Genomic DNA, 25,922 nt, shown 5'->3' on the forward strand with positions numbered 1-25,922 from the left:
AGAGATTGCACTCAGTCAGCCTGAGCAAGCCAATCGAGCATCGGTTCCCACATCGATTTTTCGGCACGTGATCCGACCATCATGCCGATATGCCCCGCAGACGGATGCAATTCCGTCCGCAATTCTTCGGGCAAGCCTGCGAAAAGGGCCTGCGCGCTTTCGGGCGGGACGATCCGGTCATTTTCGGGGATGACGGCAAGTGTCGGGCAACTGATATCTGCCGGGTTGATATCAATGCCGTCGATCTGCCATTCACCCTTGGCCGGTTTGTTTTCGACATACCAGCCAATCAGGCAATCAATCGCTACCCGGCGCGTCAGCGGCACACCATCATTAAGCCAGTCTTCAAGCGCGACGAAATCATCGGCCTTGGCCGAATTGGCCGGGATGGATGCAAAGCGGCGGAACTTTTCCCCGATCATAAAGGGATCGAGGCTGGCAAACAGGCTTTGCAGCACATCGACCGGCAGGCTGTCATGGATCGACAGCATATGGGGCAAAGAGGGCGCGAAGGCCGCGGCAATGCGCCCCTGTGTCGGACCAGCCGCCATGAAATCCCAGGGGGTCGCCAATAGCACCAGACGCGATACCTGTGCGGGGTCAAGCAAGGTCGCCGCCAGCGTGAGCACGCCGCCCATGCAATAACCGATCATCGGCACCGGCCCGCCATTCATATCGGCGATGTCCTGAAGGGCGGTGACCAGACGACCGGCGATGTAATCATCAAGGCCGTAATGGGTTTCTTCTTCGCCGGGATAGCCCCAATCGACCAGAAGCGGCCGATATCCGGCCTTGGCCAGAAAACGTGCGAAGCTTCTTTTTTTGTTTAGATCAAGAATATAGCCGCGGTTCACCAGCGACGGCACCAGCACGACAATACCAAGCGGGCTTTTGGGCTTGGCTTCTTCGACCGCACCGTAATCAAGAATGCGGGTTGCACCATCTTCCCAGAGTACGGGCGCATCATCGGTCCCGCGTTTATAGCCATGTTTTTGATAGGCGCGAACACCGTCATGAAAGGCCGACTGATTGGCAAAGGCGACACGATCAAGTGCCTGCGCGATATCGTCAGGATGATGGTTTTCCATCTCGCTCAGGAGCTTCTTCGCCTGCTCCTGCAGTTCCGGCCTCCAGGGCAGAAATTGTTTCCTGAAGATCGGCAATGCGGCGCGCGAGCTGAGCCAGCTCGTCATCTCGACCGCCAGATGCATCGCCAGCGGCCTTGGCCCCGCGCGACGATTGCTTGCCCTTTTCGGCGGGTTTGTCTGCTGTCGGTTTTGCGCGCTCATTTTTTCCCTGCCCCGTTTTCTTGCTTTGGCCTGTCTTGTCTATCCTGCCTGCGGCGGCCTTGGCCGTATCGGCATCTTTGGCGGCTGCGTCCGGATGGGACGTTTCATCGGCGCTGGTTGCGCCCGTCATTCCGGCCATCGTCGCCATATTTGGCGGGAAAGGCCCACCGGATGGAAAACCAGGTATTGCCATTTTTGACATCTGATTGAACATGGCGGCCATCGGGTTGGCTGCCGGGTCCATCGGCGTGCCCTTGATCATTTCCGGGATCGCTTCGGGCATCATACCCGCTGTCATACCCGGAAAACCGCCCGGAACAGCACCGGGAAAGGCACCGGGTTTCTGCCCCGTTGCCAGTTGTCCGATCAGCTTGCCCCATGCCTCGAACCCCTCGCCGATCCGCGATGTATCAGCCCCGAGCGATGCATAAAGCCGCCCGATGGCGCTTGCCGCGTCGGCACCATCGGCCGTTGCGGCAACCTGTTCGCGCCAAAGGTCCATGAACTGCTGGGCCAGATGATCAAGATGATCGTCAAGTTCATCCTCGAGGTTGTCATTGGGCAGATCGTCGGGCTCCTGATCCTTTTTCGCCCCTATGTCGGACAATGTTGCTTCCCCCGGTTCTGATACGGATCACGCAGATGACATGCGCCTTGCGGCTGGTAAATACTATAGGGGGTTCGGGCCTGCACGAAAACGAAATCCATTGCTGCGTGGCAGCAACCGGGACCAGAGGTTGTTTTTCGCAGCGCACATCGCGTTGAACACTGGACACATTGGAAATTACACGGCACTCTTATGCACGCTTGAGCAGGCGCAAAATTCAAAATGCTGCGCAACATTCAAATTTGTGCAAACGCAAACAAGGTATTTCATACCGCACTGCCCAAGCCAAACGTCCGGGAAACAGGGAAGCAGGGAATAACGTCATGACCACGAAAAAATCAGATGATCAGGATCGCGTCGTTATCAAGAAATACGCGAACCGCCGCCTTTACAACACTGCGACCAGTTCGTATGTGACGCTTGACCACCTGTCGCAGATGGTCAAGGACAATACCGATTTCGTCGTTTATGACGCCAAGACCGGCGAGGATATCACCCGTCCGGTCCTGACACAGATTATTGTCGAGGAAGAAAACAAGGGGCAGAACCTGCTGCCGATCAGCTTCCTGCGCCAATTGATCGGATTCTATGGCGACAGCCTTCAGGGTCTGGTACCGAGCTATCTGGAACAGGCGATGCGTTCGTTTGCGCATAATCAGGAACAGATGCGCGAATATATGCAGGGCACGATGCAGGGCATTTTCCCGTTCGGCCAGTTCGAGGAAATGAACAAGCAGAACATGGCGCTATTTGAGCAGACCATGAAGATGTTTTCTCCCTTCCTTCAGGAAGAGGCCGACAAGGCCAACGGGAAAGCCGATGCAGCCCAGACCGGCAAACCGGCAAAAAATGACGCATCCCTTGATGACCTGAAAAGCCAGCTCGAAGCCATGCAGGCACAGCTCAACAGTCTGGTCAACAACAAAGCCAGCAAGTAAACGGCCCCAAACCCGTTCATTTCAAAGCATCACGCAGAAAGCTCCGGATTTTCCGGGGCTTTTTTGTTTTTGCCTGCGTGTGTCGCGGCATCATTCCTGCATAAACTTTTCATTAACGTTTTTCACCGCCCGGCACCTGTCGCAAGGCGGCAATTTTTGCCGGGTTTACGCCCCCTTGAATGGAGTCCCTTGCATAAGACCAGTTTAATACCCGGGTTAAACGCACAAAACCGCAAAATGACATGACAGCGATCACACCGATCCCCTTGCACCCGGCCCGCAGGCCCGACGCTGCAAGTAGTGGAACAGACGGCCCTGCCGGGATCGGGATGGATATCACTGCACTGGTTTCGCCTGTACGGGAAATCGCGCAGAACGGTGGCGCATGGCTTGAACCCCATGATCCTGGGGGCAGCGCAGCATTTTGGGCGCAGCTTTTGGGCCAGCTCCTACCTCAGGAAAACCTTTTGCAACCTGCGGTCATTCAGGAATTGCATGCCAGCTATGCACGTCATTCCACACCTTACGGCTCAGAAAGCCATGTCTTTTTTTCGCCTAACGCACTAGACAACGACAGGCGAATTGACCTATATAGCTAGCTTCTGGCGGATCGCTGAGACTCCTATCTGACCAAAGTTCAGATATTTCTTGCAAGCAGAAGGCCTTCAAACCGGGTCAACCTGATTGTGATTAATAGGCGAAATTAACAAGCCTGACAGCGTCCCGAGTGGGAATAAATAACTGGCGGTTGATAACGGAAAAATATGCAATGACTGAGATTGTATCAAACGAAGAACCGAAACGCGCTAATCGCGCAACAGATACGGACCGTTATGTCGGTCAGCGTATTCGCGAACGTCGCATCATGCTGGGTCTGTCCCAGCAGCAGATGGCCGACCTGATCGGTGTTACCTACCAGCAGGCTCACAAATACGAGCGCGGCATCAACCGCATTTCTGCCGGTCGTCTTTACGAAATCTCCCAGGTCCTGGGCGTTCCTGTCAGCTACTTCTATGAAGGTCTCGACGGCAACCAGGAAACCGAACTTAATGCGCGTCAGCGCATGTGCCTTGAACTGGCGCGCAACTTTGCGAGCATCAAGCACGAAAAACACCAGGAAGCGCTGAGCCAGATGGCACGCGCACTGGCCGATCAGGCTGCCTAAGCCTGATCACTGCGATCTTCAGCATTGCTGCAAAAATCAGGCTGCCTTCCATGGCAGCCTTTTTTTGTGGCTGATCACAGGCACGATTTTTGTGATAGCGTCACGGCAAGACCAAGACAGGGGCAAACCGCATGACAGGCGATATCACGCAATCCGGCCTGATCGATCTGATCGACGAGCAACGCAGCAAACTTGGCTATCTGTCGATGTCGGCACTGATGGCGCTGTCAAGGACCGGCAATGTCATCCTCGATCCGTTTTCAACCCTGATCAGTATCCATGCCGAGATCGGGCATGACAATATTTTACATCCTGCCGTCCGGCTTGATGCCACCTTACCCGCAACGCTTGAAATTGGCAGCCGAAATATGTTTTACGGCAACACGATGATTGATGCCCAGACAGGGCCGATCACGATCGGCAATGGCAATCTGTTTGGCGAAGGTTGCGTTCATGTCGCCACCAGCCAGCCCGGTGCGGCGATCACTATCGGATCAGACGGTCGTTATCGCGGGTCAATCCAGATTTCAGGCTTATCCGTTCTGGGTGATGGCAGCCAGATCCTTGGCAGTATTATTGTCCGCGATGTGCAGCTTGGCGCAGGCGGATCATTTCGCCACCCGAATGCCGATGAACGTGGTGCGGTTTTAAAGGGGGTTGGACAGGGAAGCGGGATTATCCTTCAGACGGGTCAGGTAATTGCCGGAAACGGCACCCTCGCCCGGGAAAACGTCCGCATGCAGTCCTTCTATCACCCAGACGCAAAATAGGGGCAGCCGATGGCTACCCCTTTGTCGCAAATCCTGTAACCGAACTCTATTGATCGGCAATCACCAGATCGTCGGAATGAATAACCGCGTTGCCACGGCTATATCCCAAGGCGGTTTCGATTTCCTGCGAGGAATGGCCTTTGATCATCCGGGTTTCCTCGGCCGAATAGGATGTAATGCCACGCGCGATTTCAGTGCCCTCGGCATCAAGGATGCGCACCGCATCACCGTGCTTGAAGCTGCCATCAACACCGGCAATCCCCGCCGCCAGCAGGTTTTTGCCTGCCCGCAATGCCTTTGCCGCACCGCCATCAACAATGATGGCCCCGCGTGCCGAAAGCGACGTTGCGATCCAGTGGCGACGTGCCGCAAGCGGGCTTTCACTTGGCAGAAACAGGGTATGTGGCCCGCCTTCGAGCTGCGCCTTTAGCGGATGATAGATGGTGCCGCGCGCGATCATCATGCGGCATCCGGCCTTCATCGCGATTTCGGCGGCCTGCAATTTGGTCACCATGCCGCCGGAGCTATACATCGTCGGCGCGGCACCGGCCATGTCCATGATTTCGGGTGTCAGTTCACGCACCGTCGGGATCAGGGTCGCATCCGGGTTCTTGCGCGGATCAGCGGTATACAGACCATCGATATCGGACAGCAACACCAGCGTATCGGCCGAAATCATGTGGGCAACCTTGGCACCGAGGCGATCATTATCGCCAAAGCGGATTTCTTCGGTGGCAACCGTATCGTTTTCATTGATCAGCGGCACAGCCCCGCGTGCCAACAGGGCATTTAACGTACCGCGCGCATTCAGGTAACGGCGACGGCTTTCCATATCCTCAAGCGTCACAAGAACCTGCGCCATGATCAGGCCATTACGACCCAATGCTTCCTGCCAGACCTGCGACAGGCTGATCTGGCCGGTGGCGGCGGCGGCCTGCTTATCGGCAAGGCTGATGGTGCGGTGATCAAGCCCCAGCAAGCGCCGCCCCATGGCGATCGCGCCACTTGAAACCACGATGACCTCGACCCCGCGTTCGCGCAGAAGTGCGACGTCATCGGCAAGTGCTTCGAGCCAGGCACGGCGAAGCTTGCCGGTATTTTCATCGACCAGAAGGGCAGAACCGACCTTGATGATCAGGCGTTTTGCGTCCGCAAGGCTCACGGTTGGTAGCCCTCATCTTCGCGGCCCTCCATCGCACGGTGCTCGCGCTCTTCGACAATGTGGCGGCGCAGTTCGCGATGAACTTCCTTGACCCCCTGCTGGGTGGCGCCAGACACGATAAAGACTTTCTTGCCGATCCCTTTTTCAAGGATTTCACGCTGCTCCTCGACCATTTCCGGCAGAAGCTGATCGGCCTTGGAAAGGGCGACGATTTCCGGCTTATCTATGAGGACGTCGGCATAGCTTTCAAGCTCTTCGCGAACAGTGCGATAGGTTGCGACCGGGTCCTCGTCCGCGCAATCGATCAGATGCAGCAGAACTTCGCAGCGTTCGATATGGCCCAGGAACCGGGTCCCGATGCCCTTGCCCTCGGATGCGCCTTCGATCAGGCCAGGAATATCGGCCAGAACGAATTCATGATCATCGATCTCAACCACGCCCAGCTGCGGATGCAGGGTGGTGAAGGGATAATCGGCAATTTTCGGACGCGCGCTGGATGACGCGGCAAGGAAGGTGGATTTACCCGCATTGGGCAGACCGACCAGACCGGCATCGGCAATCAGCTTCAGACGCAGCCAGACCGACATTTCCTCGTTCGGCCAGCCTTCTTCAGCACGGCGCGGTGCCTGGTTGGTGGAGGATTTGAAATGGGTATTGCCCCGGCCGCCATCGCCGCCCCGGCAAAGCACAAAGGTCTGGCCCGGCTCAAGCATATCAACAATCAGGGTTTCGCGGTCTTCTTCAAGGATCTGGGTTCCGACCGGGACCTTGATCGTGATCGAGTTGCCCGAACGGCCGGTCCGGTTGCGCCCCATGCCGTGCATGCCGATTTCGGCCTTGAAATGCTGCTGATAACGGAAATCGATCAGGGTGTTGAGGTTTTCAACGGCTTCGACGATCACGTCACCGCCGCGCCCGCCATCGCCGCCATCAGGCCCGCCATATTCGATGAATTTTTCGCGCCGGAAGCTGACCGCACCGGCACCGCCGCGGCCACTGCGTACGTGGATTTTTGCTTCGTCGAGAAACTTCATAACCGGTCCTTTGGGCGATGCCCGTCAATCATTCCGCCCGGCCGGATCGCGATTTCGAAACAGATCGCCTCGCATCGACGGCACGGGAAATTTTCATATAACACATAAAACAAGGGAGGAATGATTGCTCATTCCTCCCTCGAAATCTTTGCTACGGATGAGCGCAGCCGACGGGAGGCTTACGCCTCGGCCGGAACGACACATACATAGGTACGACCCTTGAAGCCCGACTTGAACTGGACGTTGCCGCCAGCCGTCGCAAACAGGGTGTGGTCTTTGGCCAGGCCAACATTGTCGCCTGCATGGAACTTGGTGCCACGCTGACGAACGAGAATGTTACCTGCAACAACCGTCTGGCCGCCGAATTTCTTGACGCCGAGGCGCCGACCTTCGGAGTCGCGACCGTTACGGGAGCTACCACCAGCTTTCTTATGAGCCATGAAACTCTCCTAAAACTGCATCCCGGCCGATCAGGCCGTGATGTCCGTGATGCGCAGAACAGTCAGGTTCTGGCGATGACCATTTTTGCGACGGTAGTTGTGCCGGCGCTTTTTCTTGAAAACGATCACCTTGTCGCCCTTGGTCTGCTCGAGAACTTCTGCATTCACAAAAGCCCCTTTGACCAACGGAGCACCAACCTTCGGCGCACCGTCGCCAGCAACCATGAGAACTTCTTCAAGTTTCACGGTGTCACCGGCCTGGGCAGCGATCTTTTCGACTTTGATAACGTCGTTGGCAGCAACTTTATACTGTTTGCCGCCAGTTTTGATGATTGCATACATCGATATAGTTCCTGAAAAATCATTCTGGAAACGCACACGCGCGCTTCGGTGTCGCTGCTAACTGAAACCGAACCGCTGCGAGAGACGGGTGAAATACCTTTTTCGCCCACCAGAGTCAACCGCAAACCGCACCGTTTCCGGGCTTTGGCCATGGCAGGGACGCATGGCAGAGGTTTGTTTCCCAACCCGGCCCGGCCCAACCGGCAAAAGAGTTCGGGGAAAATACGTTTTCCCTCTTGCATTCTGGCTTAAGGATCGTTAAACAGCGCCTCGAACGCCAGACCACACATGCGGAGAGGTGCCGGAGTGGTCGAACGGGGCGGTCTCGAAAACCGTTGTACTAGCAATAGTACCGTGGGTTCGAATCCCACCCTCTCCGCCATTTACACGTTCGCACCAGAGAAGATTTAGCTGTTGGGAATCCTTACCCCCCCCCCTCCCACAACACTTCCAAAGCGATCCAGAACTCTCAAGAAACACATATTCAAGCGCCACAAGGGATCTTGGAAAAGAGACGCCTTACACCAACCAAGGCAGCACTCTGCATAGTAAAGCACTGTAATTGCTATAACATACTGTCGCTGGTATCTGCTCCCGTTTGAAAAATCCGGTTTCAAGGCACACCCAGTCGAATTCCACTACAAAGACGAAAATCGACGCAGAGTCGTTTGACAGTTGAGATCAAAGCCAAGAACCAATGGAGATTAATATATGGCGTATATTGGATAGAGACAGAGTCACAGGAGCGACAAGACCACATATCACTCATTATTCAAGCAGGACAACCTGACGAATCACAATATTCTGAAAATATTGCTCATACCCTGGAGAACACCCCTCTTCCGAGAAATCAAATTTCGACATATTAGTACTACTTGGATCGAAATCAATATATACAATCTCTCCATCTTTTTTCTTATGCATTCTAGGCAATACATCAAGAACAGAAAGTTTTTTTTCCTTGACCAAAGTATCTTTGCAACTCTTGAGAGCCTATTGCCCCCCCTCCATTGTTACCATAATAGCCAACCATGGATCGAAAACGACCCATCTCTTCAATTCTTCTATCCAAATCTTCACTGTAGAATGGCTATAAGAGATCAAATTTGGAATTTGAGGGCTATAATTGTAGGCCTCAACCGCTCTTGCTTGGAATGCATCAGTAAACAAAGATGCATGTAGAAATATGTCCCGAAAGCCTTGGCACAGAACTACAAAATCGCCACTCATAAGCTGGCTCATTTTATCTTCAAATCCAAGATCAAGAAATGATGCATAACTTTTAGTTGTTGGCCCCTGCATCAAAGGCTTTTCCCATAATTATTCGAGAAGCCCTGTTGCATACCGCACCTCTCTAAACTGACTATTCCCTGTAGGTTGATATTCGATGCTTGCAGCCCCCCCCAGCAAAGGCTATTTGCTCCGAGTCAACATCAATAGAGCGAGTAACACCGACTGAGCGCCGGCTAAGTATCGAATATCCCCCTTGGTAAACAAAAGAAAATGTCGCGTCCAACCATCCCTGCGACTGCCTAACCAACTCGAAATATTCACCATTTAAAAAACAATAATCGAGTATTCGTGGTCCTCTGGCTCATTGACCAAGGGAATACGAACGCTTCCATCGACAACTTTGAGAGCTATCTTTTCTTCTTGAAATTCTATAGAACTTATCTTAGACGGGACATTCGGCAAAACAACGTATTCAACAGATTCAACATCCTCACCAAACACCATTTCCAAATAATCTTTTGTTTGACGATATTCTGAAATGAAGTCATTTCTGAATTAACTTTTATCTTGCTCTGAAAAATACGGGATAAAATCATAATTATACACAAATGCAGCGAGAACCGCAGACATTGTCAGCGCACTATACAGAAGCACTACTCTACTTAAGAACGCCATGCTGTGTTTTTTTTCAATAAAATGACCCACCTTTAGATTTTTATTAAAATCCTACAGCAATAAGAAGTTCTGCAATTCGATGATCATACGTGTGATAGGCCATCACATATTGGTGCGCATTTTTGGCGATGTTGCTCCGATAGTTTACATCACCAAAACGGTCCAGCACGTCATCAAGATTGGAATAGTCTGACGCCAAAGAGATATAATGCTCGTCGGCCTTTAGAATATCGTTATATCGCCCGTTCACCAGTATCTGGCACGTCTGGGTTCCGATTGCGTCGAAATGCCTTGATGAGATGCATTTAGCATAGAACGGCGGACGAGGACGACCTTCGAAAAAGGTCGAATAAATCTCACCAAACTCCATTTGCTCATTAAGTGAAGATTCGTGCTGTACCATGCCCGAACTCAGCACTTTTCTCAAAAACGCTCTAATCTGCCACGGCAATTTATGACCGATTTTTCGAAGCGGAGAGTCATTTGGAATAACCAGAACCTTACCCTTGGTGCGTTCTGCGGTCCATGTCCGGATTTCGTTTATGATCGCGTCGTCTCGTTCCACCCACCAGGACCCAGCTTCACTTGAGACGGTGCCTCGACAGTTATTGAGAAACTGCGCCCATCCCTTTCGGTTCAAGCGCTCCGTGCTGATATTGACGTTCAGCCCCTTTTTTGACATCTCAGGTGACGAAAATAGGTCATGCAAGTTATTACGCTCGCCATCCCCCAGATGAGGCAAATAGCGAACAGCACGAACCCCAATGTCGATTGCGCGATCTGCATCCGACAATACCGGGTAAAACGCATCCGGATTGAGAGCGTGTGGAACAGCCAGCACCGAGTTCTCGACCAAATCCCCCCAAAGAAACTCTCCGGCTTCAAGGGGAAGCTGCGTCGCGATGAAATCTGGTCTGATTACGGCCAAGACATCACGCTTGGCTCCAATTGGAGAACCGGGCAAGTTCACTTCGTTACCAACAAAACTCACCAGTGTTCCGCGACGATCTGCTAGAACATTTGCAAACGGCTCCAAATAGATTGTGGTGTCGCCGTTAGTCGAGTGCAGTAGAACAATCAGATCGGCCTCAGAAACTTCTTTTTTTAAGTCGCTCAGGTTGCCTTTCTGACAGATATTGATCTTCGTTACAGCGAATCTGCTGCTTCGTTCAAAAGCCTCAGTCCAGTCGTCATAATAAGAAAGCCGAGTGGTGTATTCGGCATAGAGAAGCAGCGTGCGTATTGAAGAAGAGCTCATGACGCACGCAAAATTTTCTCGACGATGACAAACGCTGCACGTCCGTCACCAAACTCGGTAATTTCTTTGCGTGGGCCGGCCTCTGGCCCTTTCCACAAACGATTCCATCCCGCCTCGATTGTTTCGGGCCACTCGGTTTCACTGCGCAGGGTAACGCAGGGTTTGGCGTGGAAATAAGCCTCTTTCTGCAACCCTCCGGAATCTGTAAAGACCTGCGTGCAATTGGCAATCAATCCGGCCATCTCCAGATATCCAACCGGGTCGATAATATCAATCCCGTCAAGCGAGACGCCGAACCGCTCGGCTGCGGCTTTTGTTCTTGGATGCAAAGGCAAAACAATCTTCATTCCAGCGGAGTTGTCGCGCAGGAATTCAATCACTTCGCTCAGGCTTTCCGCACTATCTGTATTCTCCGCACGGTGTATCGTCGACAGCGTGTAAGGAACGCCTTTCAAAGAAGCGACAAGCGCACTATTCGGGTCCGCATTGAAACGTTCAATTGCGTCACGGGTCGCGTCATACATGACATCGCCAACATGATGGACCTGATCGACTACGCCTTCATTTGTCAAGTTTTGGACCGCAGCAAATGTCGGACAGAACAGAATATTGCTGACATGGTCTGTAAGAACCCGGTTCACTTCTTCTGGCATTCTACGATTGAATGACCGCAGACCGGCCTCGACATGAGCAACTGGAATATGTAGCTTTGCAGCTGCCAATGCACCAGCCAAGGTTGAGTTCGTATCACCGTAAACCAGAACCCAATCTGGCTTTTCTTCGACAAGAACAGTTTCGATCTTTTCGAGCATACGGCCCGTCATTTGACCGTGATTTCCGCCGTGGACGTCAAGTGAATATGCGGGCTTAGGAATTCCAAGCTCATCGAAGAAAATATCCGACATATTCGCGTCGAAATGCTGGCCGGTGTGTATCATCACCTCCTGCACATCAGGCGTCTGGTCAATGGCACGGGTAATCGTTGCAGCCTTTACAAACTGAGGGCGTGCGCCAACGACCGTAACAACCTTGGTTGGCATTCCTACACCCGATCCATGAAGTAGTCGTGCTGCTTGATGCATGCCTCGATGGTGGATTTGTTCTGGTTCATCCACGTAACAGTGCGCTCAATCCCCTCTCGGACACTAACACTGCATTCAAATCCAAGTTCGCGAAGAGATTTCTCGGTTGAGCCAAACCGTTTACCAGAACGGTCCCAATCACGAGCAGGCTTAAGATCTACCGGTGTTTTATTCCCGGTTACCTCGTTAATGATGGTCGCAAGTTCGAGAATGGACGTCTCCACACCGGACGCAAGATTATAAATCCCGCCATCTTCGCCCTTGGCAGCACAAGCCATAAGGCCGCGCGCCATATCTTCCACAAAAATGAAATCGCGACTGGCATTACCACCATTATCAAGTGGCAAGGCTTCACCATTCATAGCCTTCCAGATGAATGTCGGAGTTACGTTACGCCAGACCGTGTGTACTGTTCCACGCCATTCGCCTGCGCCCAAAATCTCACGCGGGCCATAAACATTCTGGAAGCGCGCCTTAACAATCGGCAACCCATGACGGACCCAGTAGTAGTTGCCGTACAACTCGCCTATCAGCTTGGATATTGAATACGGGCTGTCGTGGTAAAGTGACACCGGGGCATCTTCAGATGTTGCAGATGCTTCGTCGAATGTTTTTTCAGCGACCGCGCATCCTGCAGCAGCGTAAACAACCTTCTTGAGTGATTTAATATCTTTGAGACGTTCGAAAAGCTTCAGACTGGTGAGGGTATTGTTTTCATGATCGGCCATGGGATCATGGATCGACGACTGGTTACCGTGGTAGCAGGAGAGATGCCAAGCATATTCCAAATCATCAGGCAAATTTTTCAGGATCTTGTCACTGGTGATAGAACCAAAAACGAAGGTTACTCTCGGATCATCAACAACGTTGGAAATGTCCGACGAGAGAAGGTTATCAACAATGATGATCTCTTTGGGATCTTGTTCAAGCAGTTTCAGGACGAGGTTGCTACCCACGAAACCTGCACCACCAACAACCAGAACTTTCTTGCCGTTGAACTTGGAAAACTCTTTATCAAGCACTGAACTACCCGCCATTTATTTCTTGAGTCAGCCCCTGTGTCGGTATTTACAACAACCAATACAGAGAGATTACATTCCACAAAACTGTTTCTAAACAATAATGAAACACCCCGATCCACTGCTGCGGACCGGGGTGTCCCCAACTAATTCCTACCCTTGGTCGGGTCAGCCAAATGGCTGTGGATCGCACTCACACCATAATTGTCATACCACTTAAGCATATTGCTTATGGTATCTGCGAAATTCACACGCGCCTTCCACCCGAACGCTTTTTCCGTTTCGGATGGATCAAGGACCACAGCGGGAACGTCGTCATCACCTACAGGTACAACTTTCACCGGCTCATCCAACGTCACACCGAGATGCGCAACCACAGCATCGAAGATGTCTTTGATTGTGTGACCTTCACCGGTTGAAACGTTATACACGCCCGTTGGCGCATCGTCCTGCAAAACCAAGTCCATCAGATCAAAGAAATCGCTCATATCCAGAAAATCGCGAACCGTGTCCGAACAGAAGCAGGATTTTCCATCTTTCAGGCGAGTGTAGAAAGTCGGGATTGGACCGATTGCCAATCGCGGACCCGTGACATTGGCCAGTCGCAACGAGACATATGACAACCCTGACATCGCAAGGTATTGCTCGCCTGCCGTCTTCGAAATGCCATAGCTTGTGAAAGGTGCAGTCGGCGCATCGGCAGGAATTGGAACAACCGCCGGTCGACCATAGCAAAGCGCGGTCTGAAAGTTGATAAAGCGCCGAACGTTATGCGCTTTCGCAGCATTCACAACATTGATCGTTCCGATCACATTGGTGTGTGTATCTTCAGTCCAGTCAGTCAAGTCCTTATAGGCTGCTGCGCTATGAATGACGTAGTCAGGCTGGAATTCAGCAAAGACTTTGTCGACAAGGCTGCTGTCAGCAATCGTGCCTTCAACAACCTTAAGCCCGGCAACGTCGGGAACGACTTCCCGACGCCCCGTTGCAAAATTATCGACAACCAGAATCTCGTGCCCCTGCGGAAGGAGCCGTTCAATCAGGTTTGAACCAAGGCAGCCTGCACCACCAGTAATCAGTATTTTCATATCGAGACTTACTTTTTAGCGTCGTGCTTAAGGTGAGTGTATCCACCGTGAACGCCGAACTCCTGATAATATTCAACACCAAGACGGACGGTTTCTTCAAGCGGGGTAAACTCGATATCGCCGAAATCAGCAAAGGTCCGAGACGGGTCAAGCAAAATTGACTCAGCATCATCCGGACCAAGGTCCCGAACATCCGGTTCCGGATATTCATTGAGCTTCATGGCCTTAACAACCGCATCATACAGCTCAATGATTGCAACGTCTGTTCCCGATGAGAAGTGGTAGGTGCCACTGCCTTGACCATCAGCAGCTTTCACCGCATAACGCGCCAAGTCACCAACAAACACGAAATCACGACGCGACTTTGTCACGAAGCACTGTTTGCCCTGGCTCAGTCGATCAAAGAAGATTGGCAGCGGTCCGCTTACGTTGCGCGGGCCAATTACGTTTGCGAGACGGAAAGTTACGTAATCAATCCCTGAAAGACGAAGATATTCTTCGGTCACAGTTTTGGAGATCGAATAGCTGGAATTGTCCGCATTGATTGGGTGTTTCAACGTAACCGGCTGCTCGTTCGGTTTAACACCATAGCAAAGAGCAGTCTGGAAATAGACGAAACGGCCTACGCCAAATTCCTTCGCAGCATTTACCAGGTTCGCACCGCCAACACAGTTGGTCATAGTGTCGCTGTACCAGTCAGACGGATCTTTATAGGAAGCTGCGGTATGAACAATCACGTCTGGACGAAAATCACCGATCAGCTTGTCGATCAAGCCCTTGTCGGCAATCGAGCCTTCAACAGCGGTCAGATTTGGGTGCGCTGACAGGTGCTCAGGACGACCAGTCGCAAAGTTGTCAATGCTGACAACCTCGTCACCACGCGCCAAAAAGAGTTCTGCAATGTGAGACCCAACCTGTCCACAACCGCCAGTAATAAATGCCTTCATAAATCCTAGACCCTATTCCAAAGTAGTTCCCTGCATACAAACGAAGTATGCGTCTAATTCAACATCGCACGATATTCGCTGGCCTTATCATGGAACTGCTGATGCCACAATTCCAGACTGAGTAATCCCCATGTCTTACGCGAAAAACGACCTGCTTTATCAAAGTTCCTCAGAACGGCGTCGTAATTAATGTAATCACGTGAACGCGCCTTTGAACCATGGAAAATATCGCGAACCATTTCGTTCAGCTCCCCGGCAAACCACTCGCGAAGGGGAACCGGGAAGCCCATCTTGTCTCGACGTTGCAACAATCCCTCAGGCAACACATCTTTGTATGTCTGTTTGATCATATGCTTCATATGGCCACCTTCAAATTTGACGTCTGCCGGTACGGTCGCTGCAAACTCAATAAGAGGATGATCCAGAAGCGGTACGCGGCTTTCCAAACCGTGCGCCATGCTCATTCGGTCTTCCACCTGAAGAAGAGCTGGCAGCAGACACTTGAAGTCAAAATGGGTCATGCTGTCAAAATAGGCTTCCTTTCGGACGTTCCCGCGATTGTTAAATATCGCCTTGAAGTCTTCGAAAACTTTTTCCTTGCTCAATGAGCTCCAATCAACTTCATCAACCATATCGGTTGACCTATCAACCAACCGGAAATAGCGAGCGTCAATAGACTCAAACAAACCTTCACGCCAAAATTCTTTGATCAGCGGCTTGTATTCACGCAAAACGCCCAAGTTTGGAATAATCGATTCAGGCGTAACGACGAAATTACCGTTTTTATAGGTCCCGTCGATCGCAGCCTTAATCGCTTGCTCGAAATAGGCAACAACATACCGGGCGTATCCGCCGAAAATTTCGTCCCCGCCCTGACCGCCTAGGACGACCTTAACATGTTCGCTGGCCAGCTTTGAGACCATGTACTGTGGAAACGACCCTGGACCTGCTACCGGAACATCAAGATGATAAATTACCTTTTCAATATTCTCACGGAAGTCTTCTGCGGTGATATCGATCTGATTGAGCTCAGAGCCGCATTGATCAGCAGCTATTTGCGCATACCTGCTTTCATCATATCCGTCAAAACAGGTAAATTTCCCGTGGAAGGCCTGATTATTCTCTGGCGCATGTTGCCGCGCCAGGATCGCTATAAGGCTTGAGTCAATGCCGCCAGACAAATAGCTGCCGACGGGCACATCGCTTCTCAGATGGACATCAATTGAGTCATCAAGAAGTTCTCTCATCTTACCATCAAAGTAAGAAGCAGTGTGATCATAGTCGATTTCGTAATGGACGTCCCAGTAGCGCTCGACCCGTACCTGGCCGCGTTCTACAATAAGCTGATGGCCTGGCATCAATTGCTTCACACCTTCAAACAGAGTGTGCTCGCCAATTGTGTACTGGAAGGTCAGGTATTCGGCAAAAGCCCCTGCGTCGGTACGAATATCGGGAAGCAGCGGCAGCAACGCCTTAATTTCCGACGCAAAAATCAGGTTGCCCTCAACTATAGCATAGTAAAAGGGCTTAATCCCGAAACGGTCACGTGCCGCCAACAAGCGTTTGCGTTTTTCGTCCCAAATTGCGAACGCAAACATGCCTCGAAAATGCTGAACACAATCAGTGCCATACTTTTCGTAGGTAGCAAGGATTGTTTCAGAGTCTGAAGAGCTTTCGAACGACCATATCGGAGACAACTCTTTCTTAAGCTCAATATAATTGTAGATTTCGCCATTGAACGTTAGAACCGTATCATTCGGTGCTGTCATCGGCTGAGCACCATGATCGGTCAGATCAATGATCGAAAGACGGCGGTGAGCAAGACCAACACTCTTATTTTTTGCAGACCAAGTGCCTGCGCCATCTGGGCCGCGGTGTGCGATCAACTTATTCATTACATTAAGTTTATCATCCAGACGGCCCAACTCCGAACCGCGAAGAGAAATAATCCCAGCAATGCCGCACATCTTAACCTTACCCCCAACCGAACAAAATTTTTCTAACGAAAGGCTTTATTTTACATTCTACGATCTGAATCAACCGTCGGAATACTGGAGACTTCGAATTACGCATAGCCCCTTTGAATTTGCCCCACAATGACGATAGGGCAATAGCAAACCTCATTCGGTACTTAAACCCCAAAGATTTTTTATCAGACGATCGCTCTATCTCAGTAACGAACTTCAGTCCCATATCAGCCTTTCTTGGAATATTAAGCTTCTCAAAGCTGGCCGATATTTCTTTGTCAAAGGCAGCTATAAAAGTCTTCAGTGTCCATTTTGAAGAAAGAGCCACTTCTTCATGCGCCGCCATTATTATCTTGTTCGCCTTCGCAGGGTCGCGAATAAAATCGACAACTTCCTTCATATTTGAATGGTCACGAGAGAGAACTAAAAAATGCCTGTTAGGCTCAAGGACCCCCGAATACTCTCCGTCGTACATAATCATCAAAGTTTTCAGGCACGCAGCTTCGAAACAACGCGGTGAAATTGCCTTGATAACAACTGAACCGTCACGCCCTTCCATGAATAGCTCTTGAACTTCGCGGAACGTTGCTTCGGGATAAAGCCTTACATATTCTTCAATCTTGGAAGATACATGGCCTGTGAAATCAATAAAGCTTGCACCACTTTCTGTACCCAGCACAGCTTTCGAGTTGGCCAGAAATGAGTTCCACTTTTCACCATACAGACGGCAGGATTCCTCTGTAGAAATATCACAAGTTAATTTATATTTACGCGCATCCAGCAAGAAATTTTCGGCGATTTTCCACTTCTCTTGACTGAACTCACCATACCAAGCAGGTAGCTTTCGGGCCCGGTATCCCACGTCGACAGGCCTGTCCAAATAGTTGGGGACAGTGCGCGACAACAAGTGCTCGGGAACAAAGCCGGTCAAAGTAGATACAAAGCGTACTCTCGTAAAATCAACATTGCGATACACCTGCTGGGCTTGAAAATTATTCAATATAGTAAAGACAAGATTAATTCCGAGGTCATTTATCGCTGCACTAGTTTTGTCAGCCCATCTCATTTCATCCTGAACAAAGGCAGCCTTTAATCCTTTGAAATCTGATACGTCATTAAAAACCCCTTTTGATACGTACTGTTCATTAGATATAATTACAGAATAGTGAAAAACTACTACATCAAAAGTATCAAAGTTTATATTCATCGACTTCGCGGACATAACGTCCACTAAAGCAATTCGATGCTGGCTCCAGTTCTTAAACGCAAGAAGGTGATCATTCACAGTTCCTGCTTCTCGCCCAACATTTGAACAAAGAACAATTATATTCATTTTAGTATCCGACTAACTATCAGCCAGCGCGGCAGGTCCCCCGCTTCTCCACCATCCACGGTCGTTCAATTCGAACCATTCGACCAAACTAATCCATTTCCAGAGAGCCCAAGAGTTATTTTTCCGACCGCCCAGATGCTCTTCCCACAACTTAAGCACTTCATCTTGATAATATCCGTCAATCCCGCTTAATCTATCGTCGGTGATCCTCTCAAAGCACCAGTCTTTCAACTCTCCCCTCATCCAGTGATCCAGCGGAGCAGCATACCCAACTTTGTCAACCCGCCACCTGATACTCTCGGGGACGATGCCCGCAGCACATTCACGCAGGATCCTCTTTTGCCACCCGTCTCGAATATATGCGTCATCAGGTAGGCTCATGCAAAGATCAGCGAATTCGTAATCCAGAAAAGGCAGGCGCGCCTCTCTTGAAAAGGCCATAGAGTTCCGGTCAGCATACCGCAACAACATAGGCAGGCTGTTATAGGTGACAGCATCAAATAGAATTCTCCTAAGATCACTATTTTCAGCCCCCAAAGCCTTTTGATCCTTTGAGCCTCCTCGAGCTTTCTTTTTCTGTATAAGTGAAGCAATTTCTTCGTTACTGAACGCAACTTGTGCGTTGAACCGACGCTCCGGCTTTTCGTACCCCTCAGATGCTGAGATGAGCCTGCCATTAAACGCCTGCGTCTCTTTCATTGCTACATCGAAATATCCTTGATCAATAAGATCAAGCTGACGTGTCTTAAAATAATATTGATAACCGGCCAGCAACTCATCAGCCCCCTGCCCATCCAATAAGACCGTCACGTTGTTTTCCTTTGCCAGACGGGCAACACACCACTGCAAATAGATAGACGCCGAGAGAAAAGGCTCCTCCTGATGCCAATGCAGCATCAATGAGTCTTTCTTAAGTCCTTCCGGGTTGGGCGATACCTTCAATGAGTTTACGTGCGTAAATTCTTGGACAGCATCAATTTCATTTTCTTCGGAAATATCTGCATCATCGGGAAAACAGGCAGAAAATGTATGTTGTGTGTTAATATTGCTTTCATTTTGATTAGCAATGATGCCGACGATTACAGACGAATCCAGCCCACCAGATAAGCTAGAACCAACAGGAACATCAGACCGAAGCCTCATTGCCACGCTTTTTTCAAGCTTGGCCTTGAGATCCGATACCGCATCTACATCCCGAACGACGGAATAATCAGGCGTCCAATATTTCCATTCCTTGATATTCCGACCTTCAACAGACAACCATCTCGCCGTTGCTGCGGGGAACCTTTTAATATTTACAAAAAATGTGCGCTCGTCATTCTCGTACCAGTCACCCTTGGCGTAGGCCGTAATGCTTTGGTCATCGATGGTAAGATCAATAAGCGGATGCGCTGTAATCGCCTTCATTTCAGAGGCAATGACCACAGTACTTAGATCTCCGAAACCAATAAAAAGTGGTTTTTCACCGAAACGATCTCGCGCGACAAGCAACCGTTTCTGCAAACGATCATAAAAAATCAAAGAGAACATACCATTAAGTCTAGATAATGCACCCTCCCCCCACTCTATCAACGCAGTAAGAAGTACTTCTGTATCGCCAGATGTTCTGAACTTGTGCCCAAGCTTTGACAGTTCTTCCTTGAGTTCGATAAAATTGTAGATTTCCCCATTGAACACCAATACATATTGATTACAAGCTGACACCATCGGTTGATTGCTCCCCTCAGAGCAATCAACAATCGAAAGTCTTCTATGCCCAAATGCGACCTTACGTTTGGGCGACATCCACTCGCCACAGGCATCGGGTCCTCTGTGTCTCAACCTGTCGCGCAATTCGCATAACAATTTTGTCTCGACAGGTACTACCGGAGACAATATCCCCACAATTCCACACATGACGCGCCTGTTACAAAATATTAGTGACCATTTTTTCTTTTATCTTCGCAGGTATTCTCTGCCAAACAGCACGGCACACTGCGTACAGACATTTATTGTTTTGGATTGTCCCGACAACGTATTTACGAATTACGTACTTGACGTTCTTTCTGTTTATGCTCGGAATTTTTATCGTTAGCCATCCCCCGGATTTTTTGAAATGAATCTTGGAGATATTAGCCAACAACTCTTTACGATCAACGACTCCAAGAGGCAATGGCGGCATAATCTGCTTTACCACGGTATCCCCCGGAACCTGATCGACATATAACGCAAAAATATTGTTTTCCCTAGGCCATCTTATGTAGCGACTAATGACCCGGTCAAAATTCTCAACAAAGGTTTGGTAACTGTATCGCCCGGTATTGATTACATCTTCATAAGCTTTGGCGGTCATATTTTCCAAAAATTCGTGATTTTCCAAAAGATCAAATATTTCATAAATATTTGAAAAATCTTTTTTCAAAGGAATATAGTGCTCCCAAGGCCGAACAACCCCGGAATAGTCCCCCTCGAACAAAACGAGCGCCGTTCTTAACTTTATTGCTTCGAATATCTTAGGAGAAACTTGATTCATGACAATCTCCCCTTCGACGCTGGAAACAAGCTCAAGAGCTTGATCGTAATAGCAGTCCGGTGATAGCCTCTCGCTCATTTTCTTTAATTGATCGGAAATTCTTCCGTCAAAATCAAAGACATTGGAGCCACTTTCAGTTCCCAGCGTTGCCCTGCAACTTCCCAAGAATCTATACCATTGATCCCCGTAAACTCGAAATTGATCATCGACTTCTATATCGATAGACACTGCTTTTTCTTGAGCCAACTTCTTTACTTGCTCACCGATGATATACTTGTCATATCCAAGTTGACCATAAATCGGTGGCAACCGACGCCCACGATAGCCAATCCGGACCTCTCTTTGATCCAAAGGAATGCCAAAGTCCTCAATCCCCGGGCTTTCGGGAACATATCCGGTCAAATTGTTGATAAACTTTGTTCCTGGAAACCGATAAGAAGGATATACCTTTTCGATGTAGTCTTCCGGCACACAGGTGTAAACAATATCGAAACCTAGCGTCTCGATGTAGGAACGCGCTCTTTCGGTATTCTCATATTCATCTTGAATAAAGAGTATCTTGAGTCCGTCAAAGTTTCTCATTTTATTGAAAAACTTCTCTTGCAGATGTCCAACTATAGATAGCCGAATCGAGTAATGCAAAACAACGCAATCAAATGACGAAAAGTCGACCTCGCCTGGATCCGCAGATAAAGCCTGCCAATCATAAATCGAGCATGGGATGTTGAATATGCGGCTGGAGCTGTACTTCGTAAAAGCAGCAACGTGTTCTTGAACCGTTTTGGTCTCAACAGCACCTGCGTCGTATAAAAATGCGATATTTGCGCTTTTTTGATTGCTCTTATTTATCTCATCCTCGATTTTCGCCAACAAAGCATTAAAACGGGAATTATATGAATTCTCCTGAGCAACCTTTCTACGCAGATTCTTGGCCTGACCATCACTCGACACAAACTGCAATTTTACAATCTGCTGCACAAACTCATCTGAATTACTTGCAATTGCGAAAGTATCGGGATGCTTTTGCAGGGCATCAATTGGAACGCTAACAACGGGTAAATCGCATGCAACATACTCAAAGGCCTTAAGAGGCAGAGAATTTTTAATCCAGGCATCGACATAGAATGGGATCAACCCTACCGTCGAGCATTTCAATTCCAAGTAAAGATTCTTGCGGTCTAGCGCCCCCAAATAAATGACGTTTGGCAGCTCTTTGATCGCTTTCCAATCTTTATTGCGTGTAGTTTCTTCCCCTATAAACTTGAATGTCCAATCGTCAAGGCTTTCAACCAAGGTGCGGATCATACCAAAGTCAAGCCGATCGTTCACCCCGCCCTGATATACAGCAATTTTATCAGAATCCCTGCGTGACACGGTCTCTGGCACAACACTATCAATGAAGCCCAGATCACAACCATTCTCAATTACTTGCATGTTCTTAATAGCAGGAATTGCGCGTGCATAAGAGTTAGCGACACCATTACTACATGCAACAACCATATCGACCTTCGGCAAGATCCATCGTAAGGACTTTCTTATGTCGTGGATGCCATCTTCCCAAACTTTGGTATCGGTGAAATAATCTTCAGTTGCGTGATAAACTCTAAATCCTGAACTTAAAGATTCTATCAATAACTTATAGTTAATGGGGTCGTATAACCACACAATCGGACGCCGATACCCGCGGGCGCGCAGAATTTTCTTGATAGTAGATACATCTCGCAACGTGAGTTGCACACTCACATTGACCAATTCAATATTTTTATACTGGGTATCAACAACCCGAACTTCCGATGATATTGTATTCTTATGCTGAAAGAAAAGAACAGGCAGGCTATCTGCAAACCTAGTAGCGTAATGAAATCTATTACTTATCGCCTCTTTGTCCCAGTCGGACCAAGTCAGCATAAGAACGCAATCAAAATCATCAGAAATAGAATAAAACATATTTATAATCTCTAATATCCAGACTTTAATTCAATATGCTTTTCTTTTACTGCTTCCACAACAATCTCATGAGGCCGCATAAATACCCGACACAGCAAACTATTCCACTTATTTACATCAGACGGATTACCTATCTTTTCCAATACTTTCTTTTGAATTAACTCGTAAATCCTCTTAAATGATTTATTATCCATATAAATATCTCGAGGAGTAAAAATACTATATCCATCAATATGATATTTTCTGATCGAGAAACCTGCATCTACGAACATGTCGCGCAACAATTTTTTATTAAAGTTTCTCAAATGGACATACTCATATTTACATCCCATTTTCGGAGAATACTTTAATAAAGACTCCCGGTAAGGCACTCGAATATACGCCCTACCTCTTACTTTCAATGACCGATTAACACTAATAAGATAGGATCCAACATTCAAGACATGTTCCATTACATCGGTACTGGTAACAATATCAAACTCGTTAAGATACGGTAGGTTTTCTGCGTTAGCGAGAACCGGTTGAATCGATCTTTTATTCTCCATTCTCTTAAGATATGGAAGGGAGATATCAACAGCAACTACAGATTCAGCTCCTGCAGAGACAAGAGCTTTAGCAAGAACACCTTGACCAACCCCCAGCTCACAAACACGAGAACCTGTAACGTTGCCAATATACTTTAGCATATTGTTTGCTTGGTGGCCGATATACGTCCGATCCAAAATGGATTCAGACAAGTCATCTTCAGCAATTTCATCGTAGTTCGTCAGGTACTCTTTGAATGCCCGACTCTCGCGATCCGACTGGCTTAGCATTTCGACAACGCCACCAACTCGTCCCGAGCCCCAACCACAAGACGCACACTCATGTCCTGCGTCTTCTCGTGCGCGGGTTACATTGTAACAATTCGGACAAGAATTCATTCTTAACCCCTAAAACCTATTTGTATTAGTTTTGACTATCCATCCATTGCCCAGTCAAAACTATCTTCGATTTATCGCGCATAGATGACTTAACACTCACACATTGTGCTCGCGAAAGAATGTCATATCGCAGAGCGCTTTCTGGACATGCGAGGTCAAAATTCTTATACAATCCACAAGACAGGAAGTAACGTCCCTCCCCAATCGGATTTGTATCAAGCCAAAATTCGACTTTCTTAATGCTACCGCTAGATAACTGATAGTCTTGCTCCGGCTGCACAACTTGACACACCAAGTTACCGACATCATCGTACAAAACAAACAGACAAGAACAGCCGTGAGACCGATCATCTTCACAACAAACTTCAGCAACTAGCCTGACGGGTTCCCCAGTAGAAAAATGATCGATAACCAGACCGTCAGAATTGGTAATATAAGAGCTGTCAATTCTCAACGGCCCTTCACCCCCCCATCTCGAACCGCCAGCCGATGATTTGGGCGACTGCTCATTCGTCGACAAGGATGCATTCTTTTCAGCATCCTTGTTCATCCTCATGATGCGCTCTTCATACTGGTTCACCACAGTGAGCGGGTCACCGGAGGTCAGTATCTGGCCGTTATCGATCCACAGAGCTTTATTCGCGAACTGGAGAATTTGGCTCATGGAGTGTGAAACGATCAGCAAAGTTGCCCCTGAGTCCGTAAGCCGCCGAACTCGTTCTGCTGAGCGAGATGCAAAGTAGGCGTCTCCAGCTCCAAGCACTTCATCAATTATGACAATATCTGGTTTAATCGCAGTTGAAACCGCAAACTGCAGCCGGGCCCTCATACCGAGAGAATATGATTTCATCGGTTGGTTCAAAAAATCGCCAAGCTCACAAAAACTGACGATATCATCAATAGCAGCATCTAGCTCTGATGCAGGCAAACCACTATAGGCCAGCGCTGAACGAATGTTCTCCAGCCCAGTAAATTCCCCATGAAAACCTAAGCCAGTCTGCATCAAGGCCTGAACGTTACCGTTAACCTCAATTTTGCCGGTGGTCGGCGCAAAGTTACCGGTAATCAGCTTCAAGAGTGTTGTTTTACCAGCGCCGTTTCGGCCAATAATACCAACTCTCTCACCTTTCTTGATGTCCAAATTAATGCCATTCAGAGCACTGAATGTCTTATAATTCAATCGCCGCCAAAAGCGCAACCAAGATACGCCCAAGACGTCCAGCGCCTGATCAGAAAAGCTATCATAAAGCTTATACTCCTTCTTCACATCACTCAGACGAATGGCAATATCACTACCAACCAAGGAGCTAGAGCGCTTTGCCCCTCCTGCTTCCACTGAAGCTTTAATTGAATTATGCATAGTCGAAAAACACCGTCTTTGCGCGGGAGAACACATACGCACCAAGAACAAAACTGCCGATGCCAAACACACTAATGCCCAGTAAAATTGGCCATGGCGGCAACATGCCGAGCACAATCAAACTTTGGAAAGAGATCACAAAATACGCCAGCGGATTGAAGTATATAAGAACAGCAAGGGAACTCGGCAGCATATCGGGCGTATAGGCAATCGGACTGGCCACTAACAGGAGAATGGTGACATAGGTCAATATTTGCTGAATGTCTTTCAGAACCAAATTCGCAAGTGACAGTATCCACGCTATGCCCGTAAGAAACATTGCCAACAAGGCCATAACAACGGGTACGAGTAACCAGGTCCAGAACAACTGCCCGAGGAAAACCGTTGCAACAGCGATTATACCAATACCAATCGCCAAGGTTACCAGTGACACAACAACTTCACGCAGCGGCACTAATTCGGCCGGGTAAACTGTATTCAGTAGAATATCCTTGTCTGCAGACAAGGAAGTTGTCGCCAACATCAACCCCTGACTAAAGTTAATCAGCGGTACCAGTCCCGAAAAAATATACAGGACATACAAACCCGGCTCCATATCGGGCGGACGGACGCGAAAGACAACCAAGTATATTGCGGCATAAAGAGAAAGTAGCAACAACGGGCCCAAGACAATCCAAACAAGCCCAAGCACAGAGCCGGCGTAACGCTGGCGCAATGACGTATTTACGGCAGCAAATAGCAAGTGGCGCCGCGACCATATCAAGGTAATCGGAGAGAAAATAAAAGTCGGCTCTTCACGCATTTTTTTGCCAATAGCTTCAGAGTAGAAGA

Annotated in this window: 23 protein-coding genes and 1 tRNA gene; 5 read left to right on the forward strand and 19 right to left on the reverse strand. The window is 49.1% G+C overall.

Annotated elements, in window-relative coordinates:
- Nucleotides 1–11: 11 nt before the first annotated feature.
- Together IT971_RS17820 and IT971_RS22460 are read right to left on the reverse strand one after the other, a co-directional pair.
- The gene (locus tag IT971_RS17820) at nt 12–1,088 is read right to left on the reverse strand and encodes an alpha/beta fold hydrolase (protein ID WP_083195713.1); all 1,077 of its coding nucleotides are present in this window, start codon (nt 1,086–1,088) and stop codon (nt 12–14) included.
- The gene (locus IT971_RS22460; RefSeq protein WP_083195714.1) at nt 1,069–1,896 is read right to left on the reverse strand and encodes a hypothetical protein; all 828 of its coding nucleotides are present in this window, start codon (nt 1,894–1,896) and stop codon (nt 1,069–1,071) included. Before IT971_RS22460 ends, IT971_RS17820 begins: the two co-directional genes overlap by 20 nt.
- A 323-nt stretch (nt 1,897–2,219) precedes the next feature.
- Here IT971_RS22460 and phaR point away from each other — a divergent pair, with 323 nt between their 5' ends.
- The 4 genes from phaR (at nt 2,220) to IT971_RS17840 (ending at nt 4,769) form a co-directional block, all read left to right on the forward strand.
- Nucleotides 2,220–2,834 (forward strand): polyhydroxyalkanoate synthesis repressor PhaR, encoded by a 615-nt coding sequence (gene phaR, locus IT971_RS17825; protein WP_062948121.1) that lies wholly within the window; start codon nt 2,220–2,222, stop codon nt 2,832–2,834.
- A 242-nt stretch (nt 2,835–3,076) separates the two neighbouring features.
- The gene (locus IT971_RS17830; RefSeq protein ID WP_065701738.1) at nt 3,077–3,433 is read left to right on the forward strand and encodes a hypothetical protein; all 357 of its coding nucleotides are present in this window, start codon (nt 3,077–3,079) and stop codon (nt 3,431–3,433) included.
- Between the two features lie 170 nt (nt 3,434–3,603).
- The gene (locus IT971_RS17835; protein WP_007090137.1) at nt 3,604–3,999 is read left to right on the forward strand and encodes a helix-turn-helix domain-containing protein; all 396 of its coding nucleotides are present in this window, start codon (nt 3,604–3,606) and stop codon (nt 3,997–3,999) included.
- Between the two features lie 131 nt (nt 4,000–4,130).
- Complete coding sequence (locus tag IT971_RS17840) at nt 4,131–4,769, forward strand: hypothetical protein (RefSeq protein WP_065701739.1); 639 nt, start codon at nt 4,131–4,133, stop codon at nt 4,767–4,769.
- Between the two features lie 46 nt (nt 4,770–4,815).
- Here IT971_RS17840 and proB read toward each other — a convergent pair whose 3' ends face one another.
- The 4 genes from proB to rplU form a co-directional block, all read right to left on the reverse strand.
- A complete protein-coding gene (gene proB / locus IT971_RS17845) occupies nt 4,816–5,931 on the reverse strand; it encodes a glutamate 5-kinase (RefSeq protein ID WP_065701740.1) in 1,116 nt (371 codons plus the stop codon).
- Nucleotides 5,928–6,965 carry a GTPase ObgE gene (gene obgE / locus IT971_RS17850; protein ID WP_065701741.1) on the reverse strand — a complete coding sequence of 346 codons (1,038 nt, stop codon included), beginning with the start codon at nt 6,963–6,965 and terminating at the stop codon, nt 5,928–5,930. The genes proB and obgE overlap by 4 nt, the downstream gene beginning before the upstream one ends.
- Nucleotides 6,966–7,144: 179 nt before the next feature.
- Nucleotides 7,145–7,405, reverse strand: coding sequence for a 50S ribosomal protein L27 (gene rpmA, locus IT971_RS17855; protein WP_007090141.1), 261 nt, complete (start codon nt 7,403–7,405; stop codon nt 7,145–7,147).
- Nucleotides 7,406–7,435: 30 nt separating this feature from the next.
- Entirely contained in the window at nt 7,436–7,747 is a 312-nt protein-coding gene (rplU, locus tag IT971_RS17860) for a 50S ribosomal protein L21 (protein WP_007090142.1), read from the reverse strand.
- 292 nt (nt 7,748–8,039) lie between these two features.
- Between rplU and IT971_RS17865 the strand changes: the two genes are divergently transcribed.
- Nucleotides 8,040–8,129 (forward strand) — tRNA-Ser (locus tag IT971_RS17865).
- Between the two features lie 611 nt (nt 8,130–8,740).
- Here IT971_RS17865 and IT971_RS17870 read toward each other — a convergent pair.
- The 13 genes from IT971_RS17870 to IT971_RS17930 form a co-directional block, all read right to left on the reverse strand.
- Nucleotides 8,741–9,049, reverse strand: a complete 309-nt coding sequence (locus IT971_RS17870) for a hypothetical protein (protein WP_065701742.1) — start codon at nt 9,047–9,049, stop codon at nt 8,741–8,743.
- A 649-nt stretch (nt 9,050–9,698) separates the two neighbouring features.
- On the reverse strand, nt 9,699–10,913 hold the full coding sequence (locus IT971_RS17875) for a glycosyltransferase (RefSeq protein WP_065701744.1): 1,215 nt from the start codon (nt 10,911–10,913) through the stop codon (nt 9,699–9,701).
- Nucleotides 10,910–11,953 carry a non-hydrolyzing UDP-N-acetylglucosamine 2-epimerase gene (gene wecB / locus IT971_RS17880; RefSeq protein WP_065701745.1) on the reverse strand — a complete coding sequence of 348 codons (1,044 nt, stop codon included), beginning with the start codon at nt 11,951–11,953 and terminating at the stop codon, nt 10,910–10,912. The genes IT971_RS17875 and wecB overlap by 4 nt, the downstream gene beginning before the upstream one ends.
- Nucleotides 11,954–11,955: 2 nt before the next feature.
- Nucleotides 11,956–13,017 (reverse strand): NAD-dependent epimerase/dehydratase family protein, encoded by a 1,062-nt coding sequence (locus IT971_RS17885; RefSeq protein WP_247643531.1) that lies wholly within the window; start codon nt 13,015–13,017, stop codon nt 11,956–11,958.
- A 143-nt stretch (nt 13,018–13,160) separates the two neighbouring features.
- Nucleotides 13,161–14,102 (reverse strand): NAD-dependent epimerase/dehydratase family protein, encoded by a 942-nt coding sequence (locus tag IT971_RS17890; RefSeq protein ID WP_065701747.1) that lies wholly within the window; start codon nt 14,100–14,102, stop codon nt 13,161–13,163.
- An 8-nt stretch (nt 14,103–14,110) separates the two neighbouring features.
- On the reverse strand, nt 14,111–15,049 hold the full coding sequence (locus IT971_RS17895) for an NAD-dependent epimerase/dehydratase family protein (RefSeq protein WP_065701748.1): 939 nt from the start codon (nt 15,047–15,049) through the stop codon (nt 14,111–14,113).
- Between the two features lie 53 nt (nt 15,050–15,102).
- Entirely contained in the window at nt 15,103–17,016 is a 1,914-nt protein-coding gene (gene asnB / locus IT971_RS17900) for an asparagine synthase (glutamine-hydrolyzing) (protein WP_065701749.1), read from the reverse strand.
- 7 nt (nt 17,017–17,023) lie between these two features.
- On the reverse strand, nt 17,024–18,349 hold the full coding sequence (locus IT971_RS17905) for a glycosyltransferase (RefSeq protein ID WP_139189973.1): 1,326 nt from the start codon (nt 18,347–18,349) through the stop codon (nt 17,024–17,026).
- A gap of 12 nt (nt 18,350–18,361) precedes the next feature.
- Nucleotides 18,362–20,245 (reverse strand): asparagine synthase (glutamine-hydrolyzing), encoded by a 1,884-nt coding sequence (gene asnB / locus IT971_RS17910; protein ID WP_065701751.1) that lies wholly within the window; start codon nt 20,243–20,245, stop codon nt 18,362–18,364.
- Between the two features lie 10 nt (nt 20,246–20,255).
- On the reverse strand, nt 20,256–22,808 hold the full coding sequence (locus IT971_RS17915) for a glycosyltransferase (RefSeq protein WP_065701752.1): 2,553 nt from the start codon (nt 22,806–22,808) through the stop codon (nt 20,256–20,258).
- An 11-nt stretch (nt 22,809–22,819) separates the two neighbouring features.
- Nucleotides 22,820–23,731, reverse strand: a complete 912-nt coding sequence (locus IT971_RS17920) for a bifunctional 2-polyprenyl-6-hydroxyphenol methylase/3-demethylubiquinol 3-O-methyltransferase UbiG (RefSeq protein ID WP_083195715.1) — start codon at nt 23,729–23,731, stop codon at nt 22,820–22,822.
- Nucleotides 23,732–23,756: 25 nt separating this feature from the next.
- Nucleotides 23,757–25,091 carry an ABC transporter ATP-binding protein gene (locus IT971_RS17925; RefSeq protein WP_065701754.1) on the reverse strand — a complete coding sequence of 445 codons (1,335 nt, stop codon included), beginning with the start codon at nt 25,089–25,091 and terminating at the stop codon, nt 23,757–23,759.
- Nucleotides 25,084–25,893, reverse strand: a complete 810-nt coding sequence (locus tag IT971_RS17930) for an ABC transporter permease (protein ID WP_139189974.1) — start codon at nt 25,891–25,893, stop codon at nt 25,084–25,086. The genes IT971_RS17925 and IT971_RS17930 overlap by 8 nt, the downstream gene beginning before the upstream one ends.
- Between the last annotated feature and the right edge of the window lie 29 nt (nt 25,894–25,922).

Source organism: Thalassospira sp. B30-1 (assembly GCF_015767575.1).
Taxonomy (GTDB): Bacteria; Pseudomonadota; Alphaproteobacteria; order Rhodospirillales; family Thalassospiraceae; genus Thalassospira; species Thalassospira xiamenensis.